Below are 21,797 nucleotides of genomic sequence, written 5' to 3'. Positions count from 1 at the left end.
CTTATTTTCATTACTAAACAATTGCAGACATTTAAGCGGTTTTCCTAAATGCCTGCAATGGCGAAAGATACTAGATTTAGCACTTATCGCCTAGATTTACCATGGTGTTTTTTTCTGCCATTCTGGATCAAAACCTGAGCATGCTGCTGCAACTTTCAGATAATCGGCATAACATTCTGCCAGTAGGACTTTCGGAACCTGTGCCAGTTGCAGCTGTTGTTCTCGCCATGAACGTACAGTTTTGTTATCAAATCCGAGTTCATACAAAACCGCAGGTATATTTTCTTCCGGCACGTAACTACCACTAAAATTAATTACCGCAGAAATACCAATCTGGCTAAACGGTTTGTAATAACTATCAAAAGAACCCCCATCTTCAATGCTGGCCCGTTGATAGCCCAGTTTGGTAATGACACCCCGTAAGCTAAAGGTATCTGTGAGCCAGCCTTTATGATCATCGATCAATTGTGCTTTGTCATCAAATTCGGGGAGTTGATGGCTCATTTGATCAAATAACGGTTTGACTTTGTAGTCTTTAAAATGTTCTTGCCATGCAGTTGCCTGTTCCTGAGAAATTAATACGGCATGTGCCAGTTTAATCTGGCTATCGGTCTGTAATTCAATTTCATCATCTTCAAGATCAAGCAAACTTCCATCATCACTAGGGCGGAATTGATGCAAAATCTTACCATCGCTATCAACTTCCAACCAGACTAGACGTTGAATGAGCCGTTTCATAATTGGGTGGGCAAACAAATATTCCTGCCAGTCCGCACTTGACCAGATCCGTTCGCTACACATCGCTTCATATAAACGTTGGGTTTGTAGATCGAGCACCTGTTTAAATTCTTTTTTACTGTTGCTAAATAATGACTTGGCTTCCTTGATGAGAGCTTCATCATCACCTTGCCGAGCAGCCGGCAAGCTTTTAATCACTTTGCTATCTTCATTTTTAAGGACAAATTTATCTTTGTCATCGACATAGGCGGTTAAGGTTCGAGTGCCATAATCCAGTGTCAGAATGCCTGTATCATCCAAGCCGGCAGTTGGAATGGTACGATCAGCCAGTTCGTCACTGCTCCAGTGGTTACGTTCGGCAATTTGTTCAACCAATTGTTTGGCAAGGTTTTGTACAGATGCAGTGCGATAACGACGGGATAAGCCGAGTAATAATTGAATAATTAACGGATCATCACTAATGCTAAAACTACTAAGCATGGCTTCAATCTGCGCCCGACGCTGATAATGCTGTTTCATATAATCTTGCAGTAATTTAACCGCCAGACTGCCTTGTGCTTTATAGGTTAGGGCCAGCATTCCCTTACTTTTAATGGCAGAACCTAGATAAATACCCATACGTTCACGCTTGATTTCTTCGATCACCTCTTCCAGCGTAATGGTGGCGTATTTGCCATAGTAATCCGGATATTGTTTACCCCAGCGTTGATAGGCATCACGATAATTTTGTAAACGGGCAGGTGCTTCATTGATGGCAATTGCACTGGCTTCGTCTAGACTTGGATGACGGGTATCTTGATGAATAAAGCTTTGTAGCAGGTGTAAGGATAGCGTTTGTTGGCTTTTTTCATCCAATAAACCGAGATAGCGTTGTAATAAAGCATTGGGTACGGGGTCTTTGAGTTTATCTGCTAACACGACCCACCATTTGATAATATTGGCATCGACAGGAGAGCCATCTTGCCACTGTGCGCTTGGTAAGCTGTCTAAATCAAACCAGCTAAAACTCGCAGCAATTTTGCCTTTTAAGCCTTTTTCTGCTTCTTGTTGTAAAGTTGATGGCGATAGATAACTGCTGATATCTTCGCCCAATTGTTCCAGTGCAGTCAAAATTGCAGCAATGACAATTTCTTTTTTCTCTTTTTTCAATAAAGCATATAGGGCGGGTACAGCAGTGCCATGTTGCAGGCGAACCAGCCATTCAATTGCCGTAATGCGAATTTCTTGTTTACCATTTTGCAGGGCTTCAATAGCACGTTCATGAATATTCGGAACAGTTTGTAATAATTCCTGTGCATCAAAACGCAGACGTTTATTTTCACCGAGTGCAAACTCTAATAAACGAGGAATAAACTGCTTTGGAATATGCGGGAAATAATTTAAGACTTTAATTGCATTTAAGGGTTCAAAACTGCGATAACTGGTTACAGACTGATTTGGTAATAATCCTAAAGCCTCGGCAATAAAATCCAGATTTTCCACAAAAAATGGCACAATCTGGTCATCACGCTGAATATAATCATGCAGGCCATCGTAGTAACTATTTTCTAGAAAGCCTGCGGCAATTAAGCGGGTTGGATTTTTAAAGCCGACATCTTGCATCGCATGTGCCAATTGGCGTAATTCCAGTTGTTCAAAATGATGCGGTTGTAAATATTCGGTAAATAGACTGGACCAATTGATCCAGTCATCACGATGGTGAATTAAACGCAAGGCATGGTATAAACCATATTCCTTATAATTTTGGATTTTTTTCTGATATAAAATAATATTGCCATATTTAATATTTTTGGCGTTTTGCTTTCCATTAATGGTAGCCAATAACGGTTTTCCGATTTGTTCCGTACTAATTTTTTGCAACTCCTTATAATTTTTTTGTTGCCAGTCATATTTATAGTTTTTCTCCGCGGCTTTATTATCCTCGATTTCCTGTTCGGCAGCGAGTCGGGCTTTTTCCAAAATTGCTTGATAATTTTCTTGTAATACCGTAATAAAACTGTCCGGAATATCCTGTGAGGTGAGTGGCTGCAATTCTGGTATGATAAAATCTTCTTCCTCAATCTGTTGTAGGCTATCTAGTCGCTGAAGAGCAGATTGAATACTTTGTTGAACCGATTTTTGCGTTTCGTTATTCAAAGCCTGTTGCAAAATATCACGGCTATCTTCACTACTTCTTGCCAGTAAATCAGCTGCAAAGGCACGTTGTTTACTGTCACCCTGAGTTAAATAATATTGTAAATGCTGTTGCGCTTGAGTGCGATCCAGTTGACTGATTAAGCTATTGGCAGTTTCCCGTACGGTTTTACTGCTACTTAAAGCAAGCATGATGATTAATTGTGGAAATTGTTTGACCAAATCCAGATGATTTTTGGCAAATTCCAGAAATAATACTTGTCCACTGGCAGATAAACTCGGGATCACACTTTGCAGGGTTTCACCACGCTGTTGTAAAAAAGTGCTGCTATCTGCCAGCTCATGAATTAAGTGTAAATTGTTGTGGTGATAGCTATCAATGCCTTTACGTTCAAAGAGTGTCGTAATCAAAACTTGATCTGCATCTGTAATATCTGTTGCAAGTAACTGTTGTAATTTATCTAGTGTCCAGTGCTGACGATGGGTTAGTTCCTTGCCATAGTTCTGACTGAGAGTCATCACCAACCCATCAACAATCAGATAGGTAAACCAGACTGGTGTCTGTTCATACAATACTTTAAAGTTTTTTTCCTGTGTTACCGCAGCCAGTAGTTTGCCATAACGAATAATTTGTTCCGCAGTTAATTTTTCAAAAATATCGATATACAGTTTATAACGGGCATTTTGTGCAGCTTTGACCAGTTTTTCTTGTGCTTTGCTCAAATTATGTGATGTCCAGTACCATGAATAAGTCCCCGGATTTCCCATTAAGGTACTGGCTTGATCATTGGGTTGTTGTTGTAGCGTGAGTAATATTTCGGCATGTTGACCATCAATGATAAAACTTAAAGCTTGTTCTGGAAGGTTTTGATCTATTTCTGCCAAAGGTGCAACAAGGGTCTGGAGTAAATCCAAAGTCACCTGATCTTTTGGATTGATCAGTTGACCTAATTTATGCATTAAATTTTCAAACATTTATCACTCCATTATTCTGGATATTTCAATTTTGTAAGGGATATAAATTCTGATATGGATTTAGAATAATCAAGTTTTAACAGGCTGTGTATAGTATGAATGTTTATTTGCGACATAATCTGTCACTGTATTGGCGGCTGAGTTAACAGTTTTTGTGTCAATCCCAGTACATGTCGCCAGATGAGTAGTTGTTCGGAGAATGCCAAGGATTGTTGTCGCAATAGTTGGGCAAGTAACTGTAAGCCTAAATCTTCAAATTGCTGTGCCAATTGTTGCAAGTGTTGTTGATCATCGGGGTCAAAACTTTGTCGACCTGTATTGGCATAAAACTCCAGCAGGTTTTGCGTGTGCTGTAGCGTAAGGTGAATAACATTGGTGGTCATGGTTGAATGAAGCTCACGTTTACGTGTCAGTAAGCTGCTGATTCGCGCGGTGAATTGTTGTAAAAAATTCTGTTTTTGTTTGTGATAGGGAAGGTGATCATAATCCAAACTAAAAATACACAGACCTTTTGTTTCATTTAAAACGAGACTACACGGCAGAAAACGGATGGTCTGTGCCTGTATCTCCATTCGAACCAGTATGGCAATGATTTGACCTGTTTGAATTAGATATTGCAGTTTATTAATTTTGCCATGATGATTTGGATCAATAGGTAATGACAGCTGTAATTGCTGTTGTTGGCAATCGGTAACCCAGCATTCAAAGCATTGTTCAATTTCATTGAGTTCCAGTTGGCTACACGCTTGGATGTGTAGCAACTGATAACGTGGCAACGAATTAAACAGGCTTGAACTTGGTTGCAAAAGTATTTTGATCTGCTGCCAGTCATCAATGCCAATGACTTGCTGTTTAAATGCGTCTGTACTGAGTTGATCTATGCTGCCAAGCGATTGAAAACGGCTATCAGCACTGGCGCTAAGCTTTCCATCTGGACTGATTTTGGCTTCAGTCAGTTTCAACTGATGTTTCAATAAAAAATCCAGTGAACTGCCCCAAATGCCTGTTTGTGCCGCACTGTCTTGATTAAAGGTAATATCCAAATGATTGGCTCGAGCCTGCGTAACTTCTCGGATACGCTGTGTACTATTGTCCCAAAAACATACGGTCAAACCTCGTGCGCCACTGGCGGTTGTCCACCATTCACAGCCGAGTGGAATTAGATGTTCGATCTGTTGCTGCGCATAATCACGTTGTACTTGGCCACGTAACTGATTGAGGTTGTCTTGATTTAATGTTTCGGGTTGTTCTGCATCGTGTTGCAATGCGGTTAAATAAGTATATAAAAATGCTAAAGCATCGAAAATTTGTGCTTCATCGACCTGTACATCGTGTGTTAGCAAACGTTGTAATAAACCATGCAAGCGTCGCAATTCACTTGCCAGACGTGGAAGATTTTGTGCCCGTGCCTGCATATTCAATAAATGTAAGGATAAAACCGATTCTCTGGCAATATGTGATAAACCTTGTCGCATCAGGGACAGACATAAGATTTTTATATCTTTAATAAAAGTCAGATCATCATGATTTAAACCGATTGAGGCTTCTACTGGATTGACATTTTGCTGTTGTAAATCATCTGACCATTGCCATTTTTCCGGCGCATGTTGGGCAAATAAATATGCAATACAGGCAAGATGGCAGGCATTTTTTTGTTTGTCTGCAACATCGGAAAGCATACCTGCCAGATGACTTTGCGGAAAATACACAATCGCCGATTCGGAAAAACTGGTTTGAAAACTGATTTTTTCGGCTTGAATCTCAATCTGGCATAAAGTCGGATCATGTTGCCATTCGGAAAAAATCTGATAAGCCAGTTGCCGTTCGGTTTTACGCAAATTTTTTAGAAGTTGGATTGAATCCAATTGCAAGGCCGTGTCTAAAGTAGAGGGGGTTACAGGTGTATAATCTTGAAGATTTTTATCTGTATTGGCGACTTCAGGTTGTAAATGCTCGGGATGTTGTTGTAACCATAAAATACTACTTAAGATATGTTTGCAGCAGCCTTGAGCAGGGCAGGTGCAAGAGGCTTGCGTAATTCCTTGTGAGGGTAATTCGACATGACAATCCTCCACCACAAAATGCAGTTGTGCATCGTGAGTTTGTGGCTGTACCTCATCCAGTGACTTTTTGGCACGTCGGATTAGACCTGCATTGGCAAAGGTGATCAGGCTATCTTCATCATAATTTAAATATATTTGCCAACTCATTGTATTCTTCTCATTACGTCGCTCTCATTATACTTTTTTCATGACATAATTTCGGCAAACCATGTTGCCAGATGTTCAGGTGTCATCGCAGCCACCTGCATGCCACGTTGCTGTAATTGCTGTGCGGTCGCATGGTCATAGCAAGGATTGGCAAATTGATCAAGTGCTGCCAGACCCAATAATTTACAGCCTTGCTCATTTAATTGTGAGATGGTTTTATACATCTGTTGCACCGAACCACCTTCTTCAAAATCACTGATCAATACCAGAATACTGCGCTGTGGTTGTTTAATTTTTTGTGCACAATATTGCAGGGCGTGTCCGATATTGGTACCGCCACCAAGTTGAATGGTTAATAACACTTCAACAGGATCATGCGCCAGATGGCTTAAATCAACAATTTGGGTATCGAATAAAACCAGATGCGTGGTCACGGCTGGCAATGCTGCCAAGATACTGGCACAAATCGCTGCGTACATTACCGAATCCATCATCGAACCACTTTGATCGACACACAGCACAATTTCCCACGGCAAATGCTGTTGTACCCGTGCATTAAAAAACGGTTGCTGAATAATAATTTTCTGTAAATCGGGCTGATAATGTTTGAGGTTGTGTTGAATGGTACGTCGCCAGTCAAAATTCTGTGCCTGCTTGATATGTGAGTGACGAAAACGATTGCGTCGTCCTTGAAGTGCCTGTAAAAATTGTGGGCGGATTTTTTGCAGTAGCTCATCAACCACTTTGGCAATCAATTCCCGAATCGCATCCCGCATTTCCGCACTTAACTTGCCGCGCATACTCAATAACGCCTTGGCAATGGCAGGATTGGCATCCAGTTGTCGTACATGCTCGGGCGTTTTAAGTAAATCAGTCATTTGATAGCGTTCCAGTGCCTGTTTCTGCATACGCTCAAAGGTCGATTTGGGAAATAGTTTACGGCTTTGATTAAGCCAGTTAATGGCAGTCAGTTGTGAGGCATCGAGGCTACCATGACGATTTTTGCCTTGTTCAATGCCACGGCGTTTGTATTCCTGTTGATATAAAAAGTCCAGCGAGCGTTCCAGTTGTAGTTGTTCACCAGAAAGATTGGCTTGCTGTAAATTTTTATCAGCATAACGTCCTAGAATTAAACGCCAACGTCGTGCATGTTCTAAATCAGGTTCTAGATGTTGTTCTTGTTTTTGATCAGTCATCGACGTGCTCCTGTGGCGTATGCGGTGCTGATTTGTATAACCATGATAATAACTGGTCATCTGCAAAAATTGTTTCTAATTGCCGATTTAACTGCACACCATGTAGCATGTCCTGTTCAGAAATATCCGAATAGACCTGTTCCAGCAGACTGGCATCTTGCAAATGCGTATATTCGGCAATTTTGCCGGAAATCTGCTGGCTTTGTTTAGGATTTAACTGGCTAAAAATATAACGCAGGTCAGGTAAAATCTGTAAAAAAGTATCATCTGACCAATGTTGTACCAATTGATACAGGGTGTGAATGGCAAGGTCGGATTGCACAAAAATTTCCGGTGCAATATATAATACGCCTTGCAGATATTGCACCGCATCTTCGGCATGGCTGCCAATACTAAAGGCTTCTTTGATATGTTGCTGTAATTGCTGTTGTGTGATGCGTTGATCCAGATATAACAGGGTATGCAGTGCACCTTTGAGTTTTAATAAATGAAATTCATCCAGTTTGCCAGCATCCAATTGCTGATACATTTGATCGAGTAAATGAAGATCAGATACTTGGAATTTATCTTGTGCATTGGTGATCAATTCATGCAGTGCTTTTAAGTTTTGCACATTCTGTTCAATTTTATCCTCATGCGTATCATAGAGTTGATCTAGCACATAACAGGCTTGCGTGATGGCAAATACGATGCTGTCTTGTAGGGCTTGCGCTGGCAATTGTAGTAGTTGTCGACCATACCAAAGATAAAACAATTGCTGTGCCGCAGCAATCAGTGATGCCAGATTTTGATCGATTTCCAGATAGTGATGCAGCTGTTGTTGAAGGTCATTTAATTGTTGTTTTAAACCCAGTTGGCATGCTTGTGCCAGCAATTGTGCAGTGTACATGGCAGATTGTCCTAATCCCTGTGCCTGTAAATCCTGCTGCCTGTCTAGCAGTTGTTGTGTGGCCAGTTGGCTCAGTTGATCACCTTGTTCCGATAGTTCAATTAAACGTGCCTCGACAGCGGGTGTCCATGCATAACGCCATTCTTCAAATAATAAATCCATGCCTGTGGCATGGATAAAATCGGGGCCAGATAGTCGCTGGGCAAAACCGACCTGTAAAAAATTTAACAAATGTAGAAATTGACTGATCTGTTGATGTATTGGCTTACGATAAATATCCAGTTTGCGTTGTTTCAGTAGTGTATCATCAAGTTTAAAGCGTAAGGTCTGGATTTTCTGATAGGTATTCTGTAATAGTGCTGGACTACGCTGATTTTTTGCCACTTGTCCCAGTATTTGACCACTTAAATAATCATCAATACATTGCCATAAATAATGTTGTCCATCGTCCATTTCACCTTTAATTAGGCTACTTTGTAAGGCATCGAGCAAGTCATAACGCCCTGGGCGATAATGTCCTCGCAATTGTGCCAATCCCAGTGCCATTTCCGCAGTATTTTTTAAGGCAATATAGGGTGTGATTTCCAGTGCCTGTTTTTCTGCCAGTTCCCGACAGAGTAAACTCAGATAATCATAAAGTTGTATTTGACTGTCTGCTTGGGTCTGATTTAGATCCTGCCATAGCCGTTGATAATAGGCGGGTGAGGGCATGCCAGAAGCATAACCATTTAAGGCATCCAGTCGATCAAAACTATAGCGAATCAGCCATGCGTGTTGTTGCCAATGCTTGTTTTTTTGTTCAATCAGATATGGTTTTACTTTAGGATTGACTAATTGCTCAATCAGCGCTAGCGTATGAAAACCGCCTGTGACTATGAGTAGCTTATGTTCAGGTTTTCGCATTGATTGAATATGCTGATACATACAATATTCACGATGTAATGAGGCTTCTCGGTAAAGCACTTCTTCCTCATAGTCCAGTCGTGCCAACGCACACCAGCTAAATACATCATTAAAGAATTGTGTTGGATTTTTTAGTTGTTCCAAAGATTGTAACTCAAACAGATGATCCCATAATTCATCGTGATCACGGCAATGCAGCTTTTGGGCAAGTTGCTGGATAAACTGACTGTGTGCCAGATAGCGTTCTGCCATCAGATTGCTTTGCTGTGCTGAAATCTGATCTAAATGAGCTTTAAAATGGCATTGATCAGACCAGTCTAGATCAATAAAGGCAAGTTGTGCTTGCTGTTTATGCCCTTGCTGTAATGCCACCCATTCAGGCGAATAGCCACAAAATGGAAAATAGGCAGATTGAATCTGTGGCAGATTTTCCAAGTGTTGATCATCAGTTTTATTTTGATTGTTATGCTTTGCCTGTGCAAAAATTGCCACAGGTGGCTGAGTCTGTGTCGATAATAAATCTTCGATTAAATCCTGAAAGCCATGTGGTGCCTCAATCAAAATGTGTGTCGGTTGTAATTGCTCAATATAGTGTTTTAAGGCATAAGCACAGGCAGGGCTATGATGACGAATCGGGGCAAAATATATTTGCTGTTCGGCAAGTTGTGATTTGGCTGTAAACGCATCAGCCAGTCGCTGTGGCAGGTCGATCTGTTGAAGTGCTTGCATCATTAAAACTCACGACTGGCCTCATAAAAGGCTTTCCAGTCGTTGTCCTGTCTAGCACGTTCTTTAACCACGGTATCCAGATAATAACGTAAGCGTTTGGCATCATCGGCATTGTCCTTAAACACCACACCGAGTAATTGCTGGGCAAGATGACCCGCTTGTAATTCACCATTGCCTAGATAAATTGCTTGCAGACTGGCAGCATGGGCAATATTCACCGCTTCGGCAGTGGACATGACGGCATCAGGTGTTTTGAGATTTGCACCCTGTAAACTTTGTCCTGTGCGTAATTCATTAAAGATTGTCACCAAAAGTTCAATCACTTGCGGTTTGATTTTTACCTCTTTGTAGAGGTCTTTGAGTTCCTGTTTAAGTTGTTGTTGTACCAGTTCAATTTCAAAGGTGCGGTCTTTGATGGGTTTTACGGTTTCAAAATTAAAACGTCGTTTCAGTGCCGAAGACATCTCATGCACACCACGATCCCGTAAGTTGGCGGTGGCAATAATATTAAAGCCTTGCTGTGCATGCAGGCTATGTTGTTGTCCCATTTCTGGAATCATCATCTGTTTTTCTGACATCAGTGACACCAACACATCCTGAATTTCAGGTGGACAGCGAGTGATTTCCTCAAAACGGGCAATCTTACCATGTTGCATTGCATGATAAAGTGGTGAGGGAATTAAGGATTTTTCCGAAGGGCCTTCTGCCAGTAACAGGGCATAATTCCATGAATATTTAATATGATCTTCAGTAGTGCCAGCAGTACCCTGAATGGTAAATTGTGAGCTACCACCAATCGCTGCACTTAATAGCTCGGATAGCATGGATTTGGCGGTTCCCGGTTCACCCACCAGCATTAATCCTTGTTTACCCATTAATGTGACGAGTGCCCGATCCACCAGTGCATCATCACCATAAAATTTTTTGGAAATGTTGAGTGCTGTATCACCTAAAATAAATTGACGTACTGCATGTGCGGACAGTTGCCAGCCTGTTGGTTTAAGCAATTGATCCTGTTGTTTTAACTGTTCTAATTCAGTGGCATATTTTTGTTCGGCACTTTGCCGTAAAATGTGATCTGTATCTGGCATGTTACTCATCTAATCAATAATTTATTTAAGGATCAATCTAATCAGAAATCAGTATGTTGGACAAAATATAAAATGATTATAGGTGAGTATAGGGCAAGACGACAGGCTTCATGTTATCAGAACGTAATTTTTACCGACAAATTGCAAAGTTTTGCTGTATAGATTTTGCGATATATCCGATGAATTAACATAATCAGTCTTGAAACATGAGGGAAAATTCCTTTTAATCAGAAAAATACGAAAACGAATGATGAGAAAGACAGATGCGTAATAAATCAGGTATATTTCAAAAAGTTCGAGAGCAAGCACAAAAAATAAGTCATTTAGGCACCAAATCATTGCAAAAAGTGGCACAGGAACCGATAGAAAAAGCGCAAGCTCAGGTAACGTCTGGACAGGTTGTGGAAGGACAAGCTTATCAGCGTGATATTACAGATTCAGATTATCAGGATATCCGCCAGCTTTTTCGCCATCAATTCCCTACCGTGACACGTCAGATTTTTGGTAGACGTTATAATACCTTAAATAAAGTTTCTCGTTTTGTTTTGCCTAATGGTATGGATCAAGCTGCCGATGAGGTACTTGAATTATTAAGTGAATTTGCAGGTCGTCTTGCTGCGACAGAACGTGTATTGGCAGAAACAGGTTGTAAAGAGATTAAAGAACTGCAAAAAGATCCTGCTCGATCACATCGTGCGGGCAATGCATTAACTCAGGTGAATAAAGTCATTGCTGCGGTACAGGGTGGTGTCAGTGGTTTAACAGGACTAGTTGGCGCAGCCGCAGATTTACCTATCTCAGTGGTTTTATCCTTAAAAACCATTTATGAAATTGGCCATGTCTACGGTTTTGAGCTGGATAATGAAGAAGATCGTCAAGCAGTATATACAGCTTTATCCCAATCTGATCTCAGTTTAATTGCAGAAAAACAAACCATTTTCTTGGGTCTGCGTACATTAAAAAGTGTATTTGATACTGGTGATTATGGCCAGTTGCAAAGTTTTCTTAATAGTAATTATAGCATTGAGCAGTTTCAGGGTTTTCTGACTGATGAGCAAGGAAACTATAAATGGCCCGGGTTTGCTGCACTTGGCAAAATCAAATTGTTAAAATTTACGACACCCGTTTTGGGTGCTGCAATTGGCGCAATTTATAATGTCAGATTGATTGAAGAAGTGGCACAGCATGCTGACGAAATTTTTTCATTGGCACGGCAATATCTATTAGCCCATCAGGATGAAGATATATCGGTACTCGATGCTTACCAAAAAGAAAAGTCACATCTTGTACAGGTCAATCAACTTGCCGACAATGATATTACAGCATTATTGGAAGAACCAGTCCAACCATCAGCAGCGCAAGAAGATGTGTTGCAACAGCAAGCCATTGAAGACTTGGCAGGTAGCGATACCATAAGTCAGGTTGAAATTGTAGATAAAAAAGCAGAACAAAAAACTGAGCAAGCAGAATCTACAACCGAGCAGGCAGAAGATCAGGCGATAGAAACTGGAATTGAGCAGTTGGCCGAGCAAAATATCGTATCAGCAACTGAATCCGAACAAAAAACAAAAGTTACGCCAGAAAAAAACACTGCACCAAAACGCACTGCAAGAAAAACCCCTAAACCTTCAAATAATCGAAATACAGCGACAAAAACCTCTGGCAAGACCAGTAATGTCAAAGCTGAAAATGCTGCGTCAGTGCCAGCACAAAACAAAGGCGATGAGGCCAAGTGATTTTTTATTGCTACAAAATCGCAGCTAGGCAGGAAGGCTACATAAAATTGTAGCCTTTTTTATGTAAGATAAATCGTTTACAGCATTTGCTGTGTATTGACCCTGACATCTAGATGCACTACAATTTCATGCCCTTAAAAAGCGTATATTCAAATTCGTTTTTTGAGGTTGATTAATAACGGGAGAATTGCCATATGGCAACAACAAATCAGTTGATCCGCAAGGGTCGTACAACTTTGATTGAAAAATCAAAAGTTCCTGCGTTGAAGGCTTGTCCACAACGCCGTGGTGTATGTACACGTGTTTATACGACTACACCTAAAAAACCTAACTCAGCAATGCGTAAAGTTTGTCGTGTTCGCTTGACTTCTGGTTTTGAAGTATCTAGCTACATCGGTGGTGAAGGTCACAACCTGCAAGAGCATAGTGTTGTGCTTATCCGTGGTGGTCGTGTTAAAGACTTACCAGGTGTACGTTACCATACCGTTCGTGGTTCTTTAGACTGTGCTGGTGTGAAAGATCGTAACCAATCACGTTCTAAATATGGTACCAAACGTCCTAAAAAATAATTTTTAGGGACAACGTACCAGTCGTCCTTTAGCGTTTCGCTTGTTTGAATATGTGTAACAAATTTGAAATTCAAGCGACGTATAGTAAGGCCAGCGTAGCGTGCATGACACTTGCACAAACTGCTGGATTATCCTGAAGTGTCATAATATTAGGTGTATAAAAATGCCAAGACGTCGCGTAGTCGCTGCCCGTGAAATCCTTCCGGATCCTAAGTTCGGTAGCCAAACAATCGCTAAATTTATGAACCACGTAATGCAAGATGGTAAAAAATCTATTGCAGAAAGTATCGTTTATGGTGCTTTAGACCGTGTTCAAGAAAAAAATAAAGTAGACCCAGTAGAATTTTTCGAAACGACTCTTGAAAAAGTTCGTCCTATGGTCGAAGTAAAAGCACGCCGTGTTGGTGGTGCTACTTATCAAGTACCTATGGAAGTACGCCCATCCCGTCGTACTGCCTTGGCTATGCGTTGGTTAGTAGATGCTGCTGCAAAGCGTTCTGAAAAAACTATGGCTTTACGTCTTGCTGGCGAGTTGCTTGATGCAGCTGAAGGCAAAGGTGCTGCAATCAAAAAACGTGAAGACGTGCACCGTATGGCGGAAGCGAACAAAGCCTTTTCTCATTACCGTTTCTAAGCGGATAAAACAGTCCCTCATCAGGAGAATACTTATGCGTACCGCAGCTCGATTTAACATCGCACTTTACCCAAGTGGGGGATTTGCGGGTATTTAAGTTGCCCAGCAAAAGTATTCGTACGCATCAATCTATTGGTGCGTCCTGTTTTAACAAAATATTTAGGAATGTAAGACATTATGGCTCGCCAAACTCCGATTTCTCGTTACCGTAATATCGGTATTTCTGCTCACATTGATGCAGGTAAAACAACGACCACAGAACGTATTTTGTTCTACACTGGTGTATCTCACAAAATTGGTGAAGTACATGACGGTGCAGCAACAATGGACTGGATGGAACAAGAGCAAGAACGTGGTATTACCATTACTTCTGCTGCAACAACTTGTTTCTGGTCTGGTATGGGCAACCAATTCCCACAACACCGTATCAATGTAATTGATACCCCGGGACACGTTGACTTCACCATTGAAGTTGAACGTTCTATGCGTGTACTTGATGGTGCATGTATGGTGTACTGTGCAGTGGGTGGTGTACAACCTCAGTCTGAAACTGTATGGCGTCAGGCAAACAAATATAAAGTGCCTCGTTTGGCATTCGTGAACAAGATGGACCGTACTGGTGCCAACTTCTTCCGTGTTGTTGAACAAATGAAAACACGTTTGGGCGCTCATCCTGTACCAATCGTAATTCCAATTGGTGCCGAAGAAAACTTCCAAGGTGTAATTGACCTGATCGAAATGAAAGCCATTATCTGGGATGAAGCATCTCAGGGCATGAAGTTCGAATACGGTGATATTCCGGCTGAGCTTCAAGAAAGTGCTGAAGAATGGCGCACCAACATGGTTGAAGCTGCTGCTGAAGCATCTGAAGAATTGATGGATGAATATCTAAACAATGGCGAATTGACTAAAGAACAAATCGTTGCTGGTATTCGTGCACAAACTCTGGCTGGTGAAATCCAACCAATGCTTTGTGGTACTGCGTTCAAAAACAAAGGCGTACAACGTATGTTGGATGCTGTGATTGAATTCTTACCATCACCTACAGAAGTAAAAGCGATCGAAGGTATTCTTGACGATAAAGCTGAAACTAAAGCATCTCGTGAAGCATCTGACGAAGCACCGTTCTCTGCGTTGGCATTCAAAATCATGAATGACAAATTCGTAGGTAACTTGACTTTCGTACGTGTTTATTCTGGTGTACTTAAACAAGGTGATCCGGTTTATAACCCAGTGAAGTCTAAGCGTGAACGTATTGGTCGTATCGTACAGATGCATGCCAACGAACGTCAGGATCTTGACGAAATCCGTGCGGGTGATATCGCAGCGTGTGTAGGTCTTAAAGACGTAACCACAGGTGATACACTGTGTGATGAAAAAAATATCATTACACTTGAACGTATGGAATTCCCAGAGCCAGTAATTTCTTTGGCTGTTGAACCAAAAACTAAAGCTGACCAAGAAAAAATGTCTATCGCTTTAGGTCGTTTGGCAAAAGAAGATCCTTCATTCCGTGTTCGTACCGATGAAGAATCTGGTCAAACCATTATTGCTGGTATGGGTGAGCTTCACCTTGACATCATCGTTGATCGTATGAAACGTGAATTCGGTGTTGAAGCGAACATTGGTAAACCAATGGTTGCTTATCGTGAAACGATCAAGAAAACTGTTGAGCAAGAAGGTAAATTCGTACGTCAAACTGGTGGTAAAGGTAAGTTCGGTCATGTATATGTCCGTCTTGAGCCGCTTGATGTTGAAGAAGCTGGTAAAGAATACGAATTCGCTGAAGAAGTTGTCGGTGGTGTTGTACCGAAGGAATTCTTTGGTGCGGTTGACAAAGGTATTCAAGAACGTATGAAGAATGGTGTCCTTGCAGGTTATCCTGTTGTAGGCGTAAAAGCTGTTCTTTATGATGGTTCTTACCATGATGTCGACTCTGACGAATTATCATTTAAAATGGCAGGTTCTTATGCCTTCCGTGATGGTTTCATGAAAGCAGATCCTGTTCTTCTTGAACCAATCATGAAAGTTGAAGTTGAAACGCCTGAAGATTACATGGGCGATATCATGGGTGACTTAAACCGTCGTCGTGGTATGGTTCAAGGTATGGATGATTTGCCTGGTGGTACCAAAGCGATTCGTGCGGAAGTTCCACTTGCTGAGATGTTTGGTTACGCGACTCAAATGCGTTCTATGTCTCAGGGTCGTGCAACATATTCTATGGAATTCGCTAAATATGCTGAAACACCACGTAACGTGGCTGACGGTATCATCGCTAAATTCCAGACTGGCGGTAAAAAAGGTGACGACGAGTAATCTTTCGATTACTATATTCATCTCAGCTTAAATGAGCCAACTAAATTTTAGTTAAAAACCAAGCGCTCATGAGTGATCCTCATGAGCAGTTTAAGAAAGGAAGATCATCATGGCTAAAGCCAAGTTTGAACGTAATAAACCACATGTAAACGTGGGCACTATCGGTCACGTTGACCATGGTAAAACAACTTTAACAGCTGCGATCGCAACCATCTGTGCAAAAACTTATGGCGGTGAAGCGAAAGATTATGCAGCAATCGACTCTGCACCAGAAGAAAAAGCACGTGGTATTACAATTAATACATCACACGTAGAATACGATTCTCCAGCACGTCACTATGCACACGTAGACTGCCCAGGACACGCCGACTATGTGAAAAACATGATCACTGGTGCTGCGCAAATGGACGGTGCGATCCTTGTATGTGCTGCGACTGATGGTCCAATGCCACAAACACGTGAACACATCCTGTTGTCTCGTCAGGTTGGTGTACCTTACATCATCGTATTCTTGAACAAATGCGATCTTGTAGACGACGAAGAATTGCTTGAATTGGTAGAAATGGAAGTTCGTGAACTTCTTTCTGCTTATGACTTCCCTGGTGATGATACCCCTGTAATCCGTGGTTCAGCTTTGGCTGCATTAAATGGTGATGCAGGTCCTTACGGTGAAGAATCAGTACTTTCATTGGTTGCTGCACTTGACTCTTATATCCCAGAACCAGAACGTGCAATCGACAAAGCATTCTTGATGCCAATCGAAGATGTATTCTCAATCTCTGGTCGTGGTACAGTGGTAACAGGTCGTGTTGAATCTGGTATCGTAAAAGTTGGTGAAGAAGTTGAAATCGTTGGTATTAAAGATACAGTTAAAACAACTGTAACCGGCGTTGAAATGTTCCGTAAACTTCTTGATGAAGGTCGTGCAGGCGAGAACTGTGGTGTTCTTCTACGTGGTACAAAACGTGAAGAAGTACAACGTGGTCAAGTACTGGCTAAACCAGGTACAATCAAACCGCATACTAAATTTGACGCAGAAGTATATGTGTTGTCAAAAGAAGAAGGTGGTCGTCATACGCCATTCTTAAATGGTTACCGTCCACAGTTCTACTTCCGTACAACAGACGTAACTGGTGCGATCCAATTGAAAGAAGGCGTTGAAATGGTTATGCCAGGTGACAACGTTGAAATGTCAGTTGAATTAATCCACCCAATCGCAATGGACCCAGGTCTACGTTTTGCGATTCGTGAAGGTGGTCGTACTGTAGGTGCTGGTGTTGTTGCGAAAGTAACTGCATAATCACTTTTATAGTCGTCAAAAAGCACTCCTTTTAGGGGTGCTTTTTTTGTTAGACAAAATAATAAGTTGTCCTTATCTGATATTAAACTGTCCTATTCATCACCTATAGCATCTTCAATAAATCAGTAATATAAAACGATCAAAGCTTAAGTGTTATCTATCGTTGTGATCAATGATAAATCGGAGATGAAATAAAATGAATGCTAAAGTAAACATTTCCAGTCGTGCTGGTGCCAGTTTCCCTGTACGTCGAATGAATTTTGATTTTGAGCATGTTCCGCAATATTGGGCCAATGAATCTGCGGGTATTACTCACTTTCTGACCGCGTTATCGGCGTTATTTCCTGCGGGTGAGAAGTTTTTTATCGACTCTGTCCGTGCAGTACGCAAACATCCGCTGATTAAAGATGATGAAAGACTACAAAAAGAGATCAGTGCATTTATTGGTCAAGAAGCCATGCATACCCAAGAACATGTGGGTTTTAATGCCTCGGCACAAAAATATGGTCATGATGTGGCGACGCTGGAAAAAAATACCGATACAGTGATACAAGCCGCACGTAAGGTTTTTGCCAAAGTAGTAAAACCATTTGGTATGACACAGGAAATGGTGGATCTTACCGCAACAACAGCTTTAGAGCATTTTACGGCAACCATTGCTTCACAGTTATTGACCAACCAGCATATTCAGGATTTGATGACTGATCAAACCATGGCAAATATGTGGTACTGGCATGCAGTTGAAGAGAATGAGCATAAAGCGGTGGCTTATGATGTGTATGAAGGTGTATTTGGACAGGGTATAAAAGCATATACATTGCGTACCAGTGCCTTAGTTTTCGCCATGACACTGATTTTTCTGACGCAATCTTATTTTGTGTTGCGTTTGTTAAAACAGGATCAAAAGTTAAATTTAAAAGAACTGGGCATGATTTATACATATGCTTATAGTCCATCAAAAGGCATCATTACAGGTATGACCAAAGAAATGCTGGCTTATTTTAGACCCGGCTTTCATCCCAATGATCTGGATACCAATGCTTTATTGGATAAATGGAAAGCAAAATTAGGTCTATAAAGTTTCAAATCAAAAAAGAGCAAATTCTTTGCTCTTTTTTTTGCTTGGATTAAAATGCTTAAAATTTTTAGAATTCAATCACTATGATTCGTTTGATGCAAGCTCAGGATATTGATCAGGTTGTACGTATTGAGCAACAAGTCCAATTTCATCCATGGACCAAAACACAATTTGCCGACAGTATGTTGAACTATCAGGTGACTGTGCTTGAAAAAGATAAACAAGTAATAGGATTTTGTATCATGCAGCCTGTGCTCGACGAGGCGAATTTACTGCTAATGGCAGTTGATCCGCAGTATCAGGGACAGGGATATGGTTTGGCCATATTAGAAGATGCCATTGCGCGATTAGGGGAGAAATGTATACAAATTTTTCTTGAAGTACGTGAGAGTAATCTGGCAGCAATTGCCTTATATGAAAAAGCTGGTTTTCATCAAATTGATTTGCGGAAAAATTATTATCCAGCTCCACACGGTAAGAAAGAACATGCCATTATTATGGCCAATCTTCTTAATACTGACACCTTTAATTTTAAACTTGACTAACGGCTGAGATGTGAGGGTAGGGTGGTGAGCAGTGAATCCCCCAGACGCTGTACCTCTTCCTCGGAAAGGTGATGTGTTAATCGATGCCATTGTCCATCTAGTAGCACTTCTAGTGCGCTGTACTGGATTTTATAATTCATTTTGGCAGAGTGGGGCACCCAGTAGCCTAAATAAAGATAATCCAGCCCAAGCATTTTGACATATTCAATTTGTTGCAAAATGGAGAATACCCCCAAACTGCGTTTACTTTCTTCCGGTTCAAAAAATGTATAGACCGCAGATAATCCATCATCCAATTGGTCACATGTGGCAACACTTAATAATTGCTGATCTTGCCATAATTCCAGAAAGAAACTATCGGTACAGCTATGTACTAAAAACTTTTCAAATTGTTCATGATTGGGTGGGAACATATCCCCATCAAAATGACGTAAACGGATATATTTTTCATATAGTTCATAATGATGATATTGCGCTTCATGAGTTGGTGTAATTTTAAGGTTTAAATCCTGATTACGTTTCCATGCTTTTTTTTGACTGCTATTTGCCACAAAGTCGTTGACTGGAATACGTGCAGACAGGCATTGTCGACACAAATGACATTCTGGACGATAGATAAAATCTCCACTACGACGGAAACCGGAGCGTGAAAGTTCTGAGAGGGTAACAGTATCAATTCTTTGCACCGGATCCAAAAAAACCATACGGGCAGAACGACGTGACAGATAACTACAATCATGTGGCGGTGTGATGTAGTACTGCAAATCATCAAGTGACGTCAAAGGAGTGTATGATTTCATAGCTTAACTCAGTGTATTGCGTGTAGTTTTTTATGCAATGCGACCTCATAAGAAGAAAATACACTGTTTTGGTAGACTTTCCAATCAATTTGTGGCTGATTTACCACATTTTGTAATGTGCTTAAAAAATCAGAGCGTGTAATGGTGGTTGCACCTAAGCGCATCAAATGATCATTTGGCAACTGACAGTCAACCCAAGGACACTGTTGTTCATGGCAAAGCAGCATCAAACTGTAAAAGGCCATTTTTGAGGTATCTGTTCGGGTATTGAACATGGATTCACCGAAAAAACCTTTGCCCAGATTGAGTCCATATAGACCACCAATCAATTCCTCTTGATCCCAGATTTCGATGCTGTGGGCAAAGCCAAGTTGATGCAACTGAATATAGCTCTTGATGATGTCGGAGCTAATCCATGTTTCCTGACTATAACTGCGTGGTGCAGCACAGCTTTTAATGACTTGTTCAAAGACACAATCAATCCGGATTTGATAATCCAGTTTTTTCATATTGCGGATCAGGGTTTTACTGGGTACAAATGTTTCTGGGTGGATAATGCAGCGTGGTTCGGGGCACCACCAGCAAATTGGTTCATCCTGATTAAACCACGGAAATAAGCCACGATGATAGGCAGCCAGTAAAGTCGATGGTTGTAGATCACCGCCTATACAGATCAGCCCTTGACCATCAGGATCGGCAACACCAGGATCTGGAAAATCATATATGCAATTAAAATTCATTGTGAGTGATCAATTAATCCTATGCTAAGCATAAATTTTGAGGGTGTTGTAGATAAAAGAAAAGAGCGGTATCGCTCTTTTCTTTAAAATGCTCTATTTGACATGATTGTCCAGATAGAGATCGGCATCGAGTGCCGCCATACAGCCCGAGCCTGCGGAGGTAATCGCCTGACGATAAATGTGATCAGCGACATCACCTGCGGCAAATACACCAGCTACACTGGTTGCAGTTGCATTACCATGTGTGCCACTGTTTACGACAATATAACCGTCTTTGAGCTCAAGCTGACCTTGGAATATTTCGGTATTCGGTTTGTGACCAATGGCAACAAATAAGCCCTGAACCTCGATATCCTGAGTAGAATGATCCTGAGTCGATTTGATACGAACACCTGTAACACCAGTTTGATCGCCTAGCACTTCATCAACCTGATGATTCCAGATAATGGAAATTTTGCCTTCTTTTTCTTTGGCAAATAAATGGTCTTGTAAAATCTTTTCAGAACGTAAGCTGTCACGACGATGTACCAGCGTGACATGAGCTGCGATATTGGATAAATACAAAGCTTCTTCTACCGCAGTATTACCACCACCCACGACCATTACTTTCTGATTTTTATAGAAGAAACCATCACAGGTAGCACATGCGCTGACGCCTTGTCCCATAAATTTCTGTTCAGATTCCAGACCAAGATATTGCGCGGTTGCACCAGTTGCAATAATTAAAGCATCACAGGTGTATTCTTCCATATCACCTTTGAGGACAAAGGGACGGGTTTTTAAATCTACTTCATTGATGTGATCATATAAAATTTCTGTACCAAAGCGTTCTGCATGGGCTTGCATACGTTCCATGAGTGCAGGACCTGTCAAACCTTCTTCACCACCTGGCCAGTTGTCAATTTCTGTGGTTGTGGTTAATTGGCCACCAAGTTGTAAACCAGCGATAAGAACTGGTTTAAGATTTGCACGTGCAGCATAGACTGCCGCGCTGTAGCCGGCAGGGCCAGAGCCTAAAATAATGAGTTGAGAGTGACGTGTACTCATATCAATTTTCCTGAAACTTATTCATGTGATTTATGTGGTTGTGAGAATTATACGTGAAATATGCCTGAAATTGGCGGTACTTTGGTAGAGTAATGTTGATTAAAGATATAGGTAATCTCGATTTTAGTTGAAAAAGCCAATCGAAGCGAAGCACAATCATACAAACGG

15 protein-coding genes are annotated in these 21,797 nt (G+C 41.1%); 7 read left to right on the top strand and 8 right to left on the bottom strand.

Annotation, left to right across the window (positions count from 1 at the left end):
- Nucleotides 1–96: 96 nt before the first annotated feature.
- The 5 genes from CAP51_RS08395 to CAP51_RS08375 form a co-directional block, all read right to left on the bottom strand.
- Nucleotides 97–3,846: a DUF4132 domain-containing protein gene (locus tag CAP51_RS08395; protein WP_087620287.1), complete on the bottom strand. Its 3,750-nt coding sequence runs from the start codon at nt 3,844–3,846 to the stop codon at nt 97–99.
- A gap of 122 nt (nt 3,847–3,968) precedes the next feature.
- Nucleotides 3,969–6,056, bottom strand: coding sequence for a hypothetical protein (locus CAP51_RS08390; protein WP_087620286.1), 2,088 nt, complete (start codon nt 6,054–6,056; stop codon nt 3,969–3,971).
- A gap of 38 nt (nt 6,057–6,094) precedes the next feature.
- Nucleotides 6,095–7,252: a VWA domain-containing protein gene (locus CAP51_RS08385; protein ID WP_087620285.1), complete on the bottom strand. Its 1,158-nt coding sequence runs from the start codon at nt 7,250–7,252 to the stop codon at nt 6,095–6,097.
- Complete coding sequence (locus CAP51_RS08380) at nt 7,245–9,776, bottom strand: DUF5682 family protein (RefSeq protein ID WP_087620284.1); 2,532 nt, start codon at nt 9,774–9,776, stop codon at nt 7,245–7,247. The genes CAP51_RS08385 and CAP51_RS08380 overlap by 8 nt, the downstream gene beginning before the upstream one ends.
- Nucleotides 9,776–10,864 (bottom strand): ATP-binding protein, encoded by a 1,089-nt coding sequence (locus tag CAP51_RS08375; RefSeq protein ID WP_213062683.1) that lies wholly within the window; start codon nt 10,862–10,864, stop codon nt 9,776–9,778. The genes CAP51_RS08380 and CAP51_RS08375 overlap by 1 nt, the downstream gene beginning before the upstream one ends.
- A gap of 263 nt (nt 10,865–11,127) precedes the next feature.
- Between CAP51_RS08375 and CAP51_RS08370 the strand changes: the two genes are divergently transcribed.
- From CAP51_RS08370 to rimI, 7 genes are all read left to right on the top strand, one after another.
- Nucleotides 11,128–12,600, top strand: coding sequence for an EcsC family protein (locus tag CAP51_RS08370; protein WP_087620282.1), 1,473 nt, complete (start codon nt 11,128–11,130; stop codon nt 12,598–12,600).
- Nucleotides 12,601–12,794: 194 nt separating this feature from the next.
- Nucleotides 12,795–13,169, top strand: a complete 375-nt coding sequence (rpsL, locus tag CAP51_RS08365; RefSeq protein ID WP_004648013.1) for a 30S ribosomal protein S12 — start codon at nt 12,795–12,797, stop codon at nt 13,167–13,169.
- Nucleotides 13,170–13,332: 163 nt separating this feature from the next.
- Complete coding sequence (gene rpsG, locus CAP51_RS08360; protein ID WP_070069440.1) at nt 13,333–13,803, top strand: 30S ribosomal protein S7; 471 nt, start codon at nt 13,333–13,335, stop codon at nt 13,801–13,803.
- Nucleotides 13,804–13,980: 177 nt separating this feature from the next.
- Nucleotides 13,981–16,119, top strand: coding sequence for an elongation factor G (gene fusA, locus CAP51_RS08355; protein WP_087620281.1), 2,139 nt, complete (start codon nt 13,981–13,983; stop codon nt 16,117–16,119).
- Nucleotides 16,120–16,228: 109 nt separating this feature from the next.
- Entirely contained in the window at nt 16,229–17,419 is a 1,191-nt protein-coding gene (tuf, locus tag CAP51_RS08350; protein WP_087619630.1) for an elongation factor Tu, read from the top strand.
- A gap of 196 nt (nt 17,420–17,615) precedes the next feature.
- Nucleotides 17,616–18,497 (top strand): metal-dependent hydrolase, encoded by an 882-nt coding sequence (locus CAP51_RS08345; protein ID WP_087620280.1) that lies wholly within the window; start codon nt 17,616–17,618, stop codon nt 18,495–18,497.
- A gap of 83 nt (nt 18,498–18,580) precedes the next feature.
- Nucleotides 18,581–19,042 carry a ribosomal protein S18-alanine N-acetyltransferase gene (gene rimI / locus CAP51_RS08340; RefSeq protein WP_087620279.1) on the top strand — a complete coding sequence of 154 codons (462 nt, stop codon included), beginning with the start codon at nt 18,581–18,583 and terminating at the stop codon, nt 19,040–19,042.
- On the opposite strand, the gene CAP51_RS08335 is transcribed toward rimI, so the two are convergent.
- The 3 genes from CAP51_RS08335 to trxB all read right to left on the bottom strand — a co-directional run bounded on the left by CAP51_RS08335 (nt 19,039) and on the right by trxB (nt 21,629).
- Nucleotides 19,039–19,842 (bottom strand): arginyltransferase, encoded by an 804-nt coding sequence (locus tag CAP51_RS08335; RefSeq protein ID WP_087620278.1) that lies wholly within the window; start codon nt 19,840–19,842, stop codon nt 19,039–19,041. The two genes, rimI and CAP51_RS08335, sit on opposite strands and share 4 nt — an antisense overlap.
- 8 nt (nt 19,843–19,850) lie before the next feature.
- On the bottom strand, nt 19,851–20,582 hold the full coding sequence (aat, locus tag CAP51_RS08330) for a leucyl/phenylalanyl-tRNA--protein transferase (RefSeq protein ID WP_087620277.1): 732 nt from the start codon (nt 20,580–20,582) through the stop codon (nt 19,851–19,853).
- A gap of 93 nt (nt 20,583–20,675) precedes the next feature.
- Nucleotides 20,676–21,629 carry a thioredoxin-disulfide reductase gene (trxB, locus tag CAP51_RS08325; protein ID WP_087620276.1) on the bottom strand — a complete coding sequence of 318 codons (954 nt, stop codon included), beginning with the start codon at nt 21,627–21,629 and terminating at the stop codon, nt 20,676–20,678.
- Between the last annotated feature and the right edge of the window lie 168 nt (nt 21,630–21,797).

The organism is Acinetobacter populi, from assembly GCF_002174125.1.
In the GTDB taxonomy this organism is placed as follows: domain Bacteria; phylum Pseudomonadota; class Gammaproteobacteria; order Pseudomonadales; family Moraxellaceae; genus Acinetobacter; species Acinetobacter populi.
This window is presented reverse-complemented; position numbering and strand designations above follow the sequence as displayed.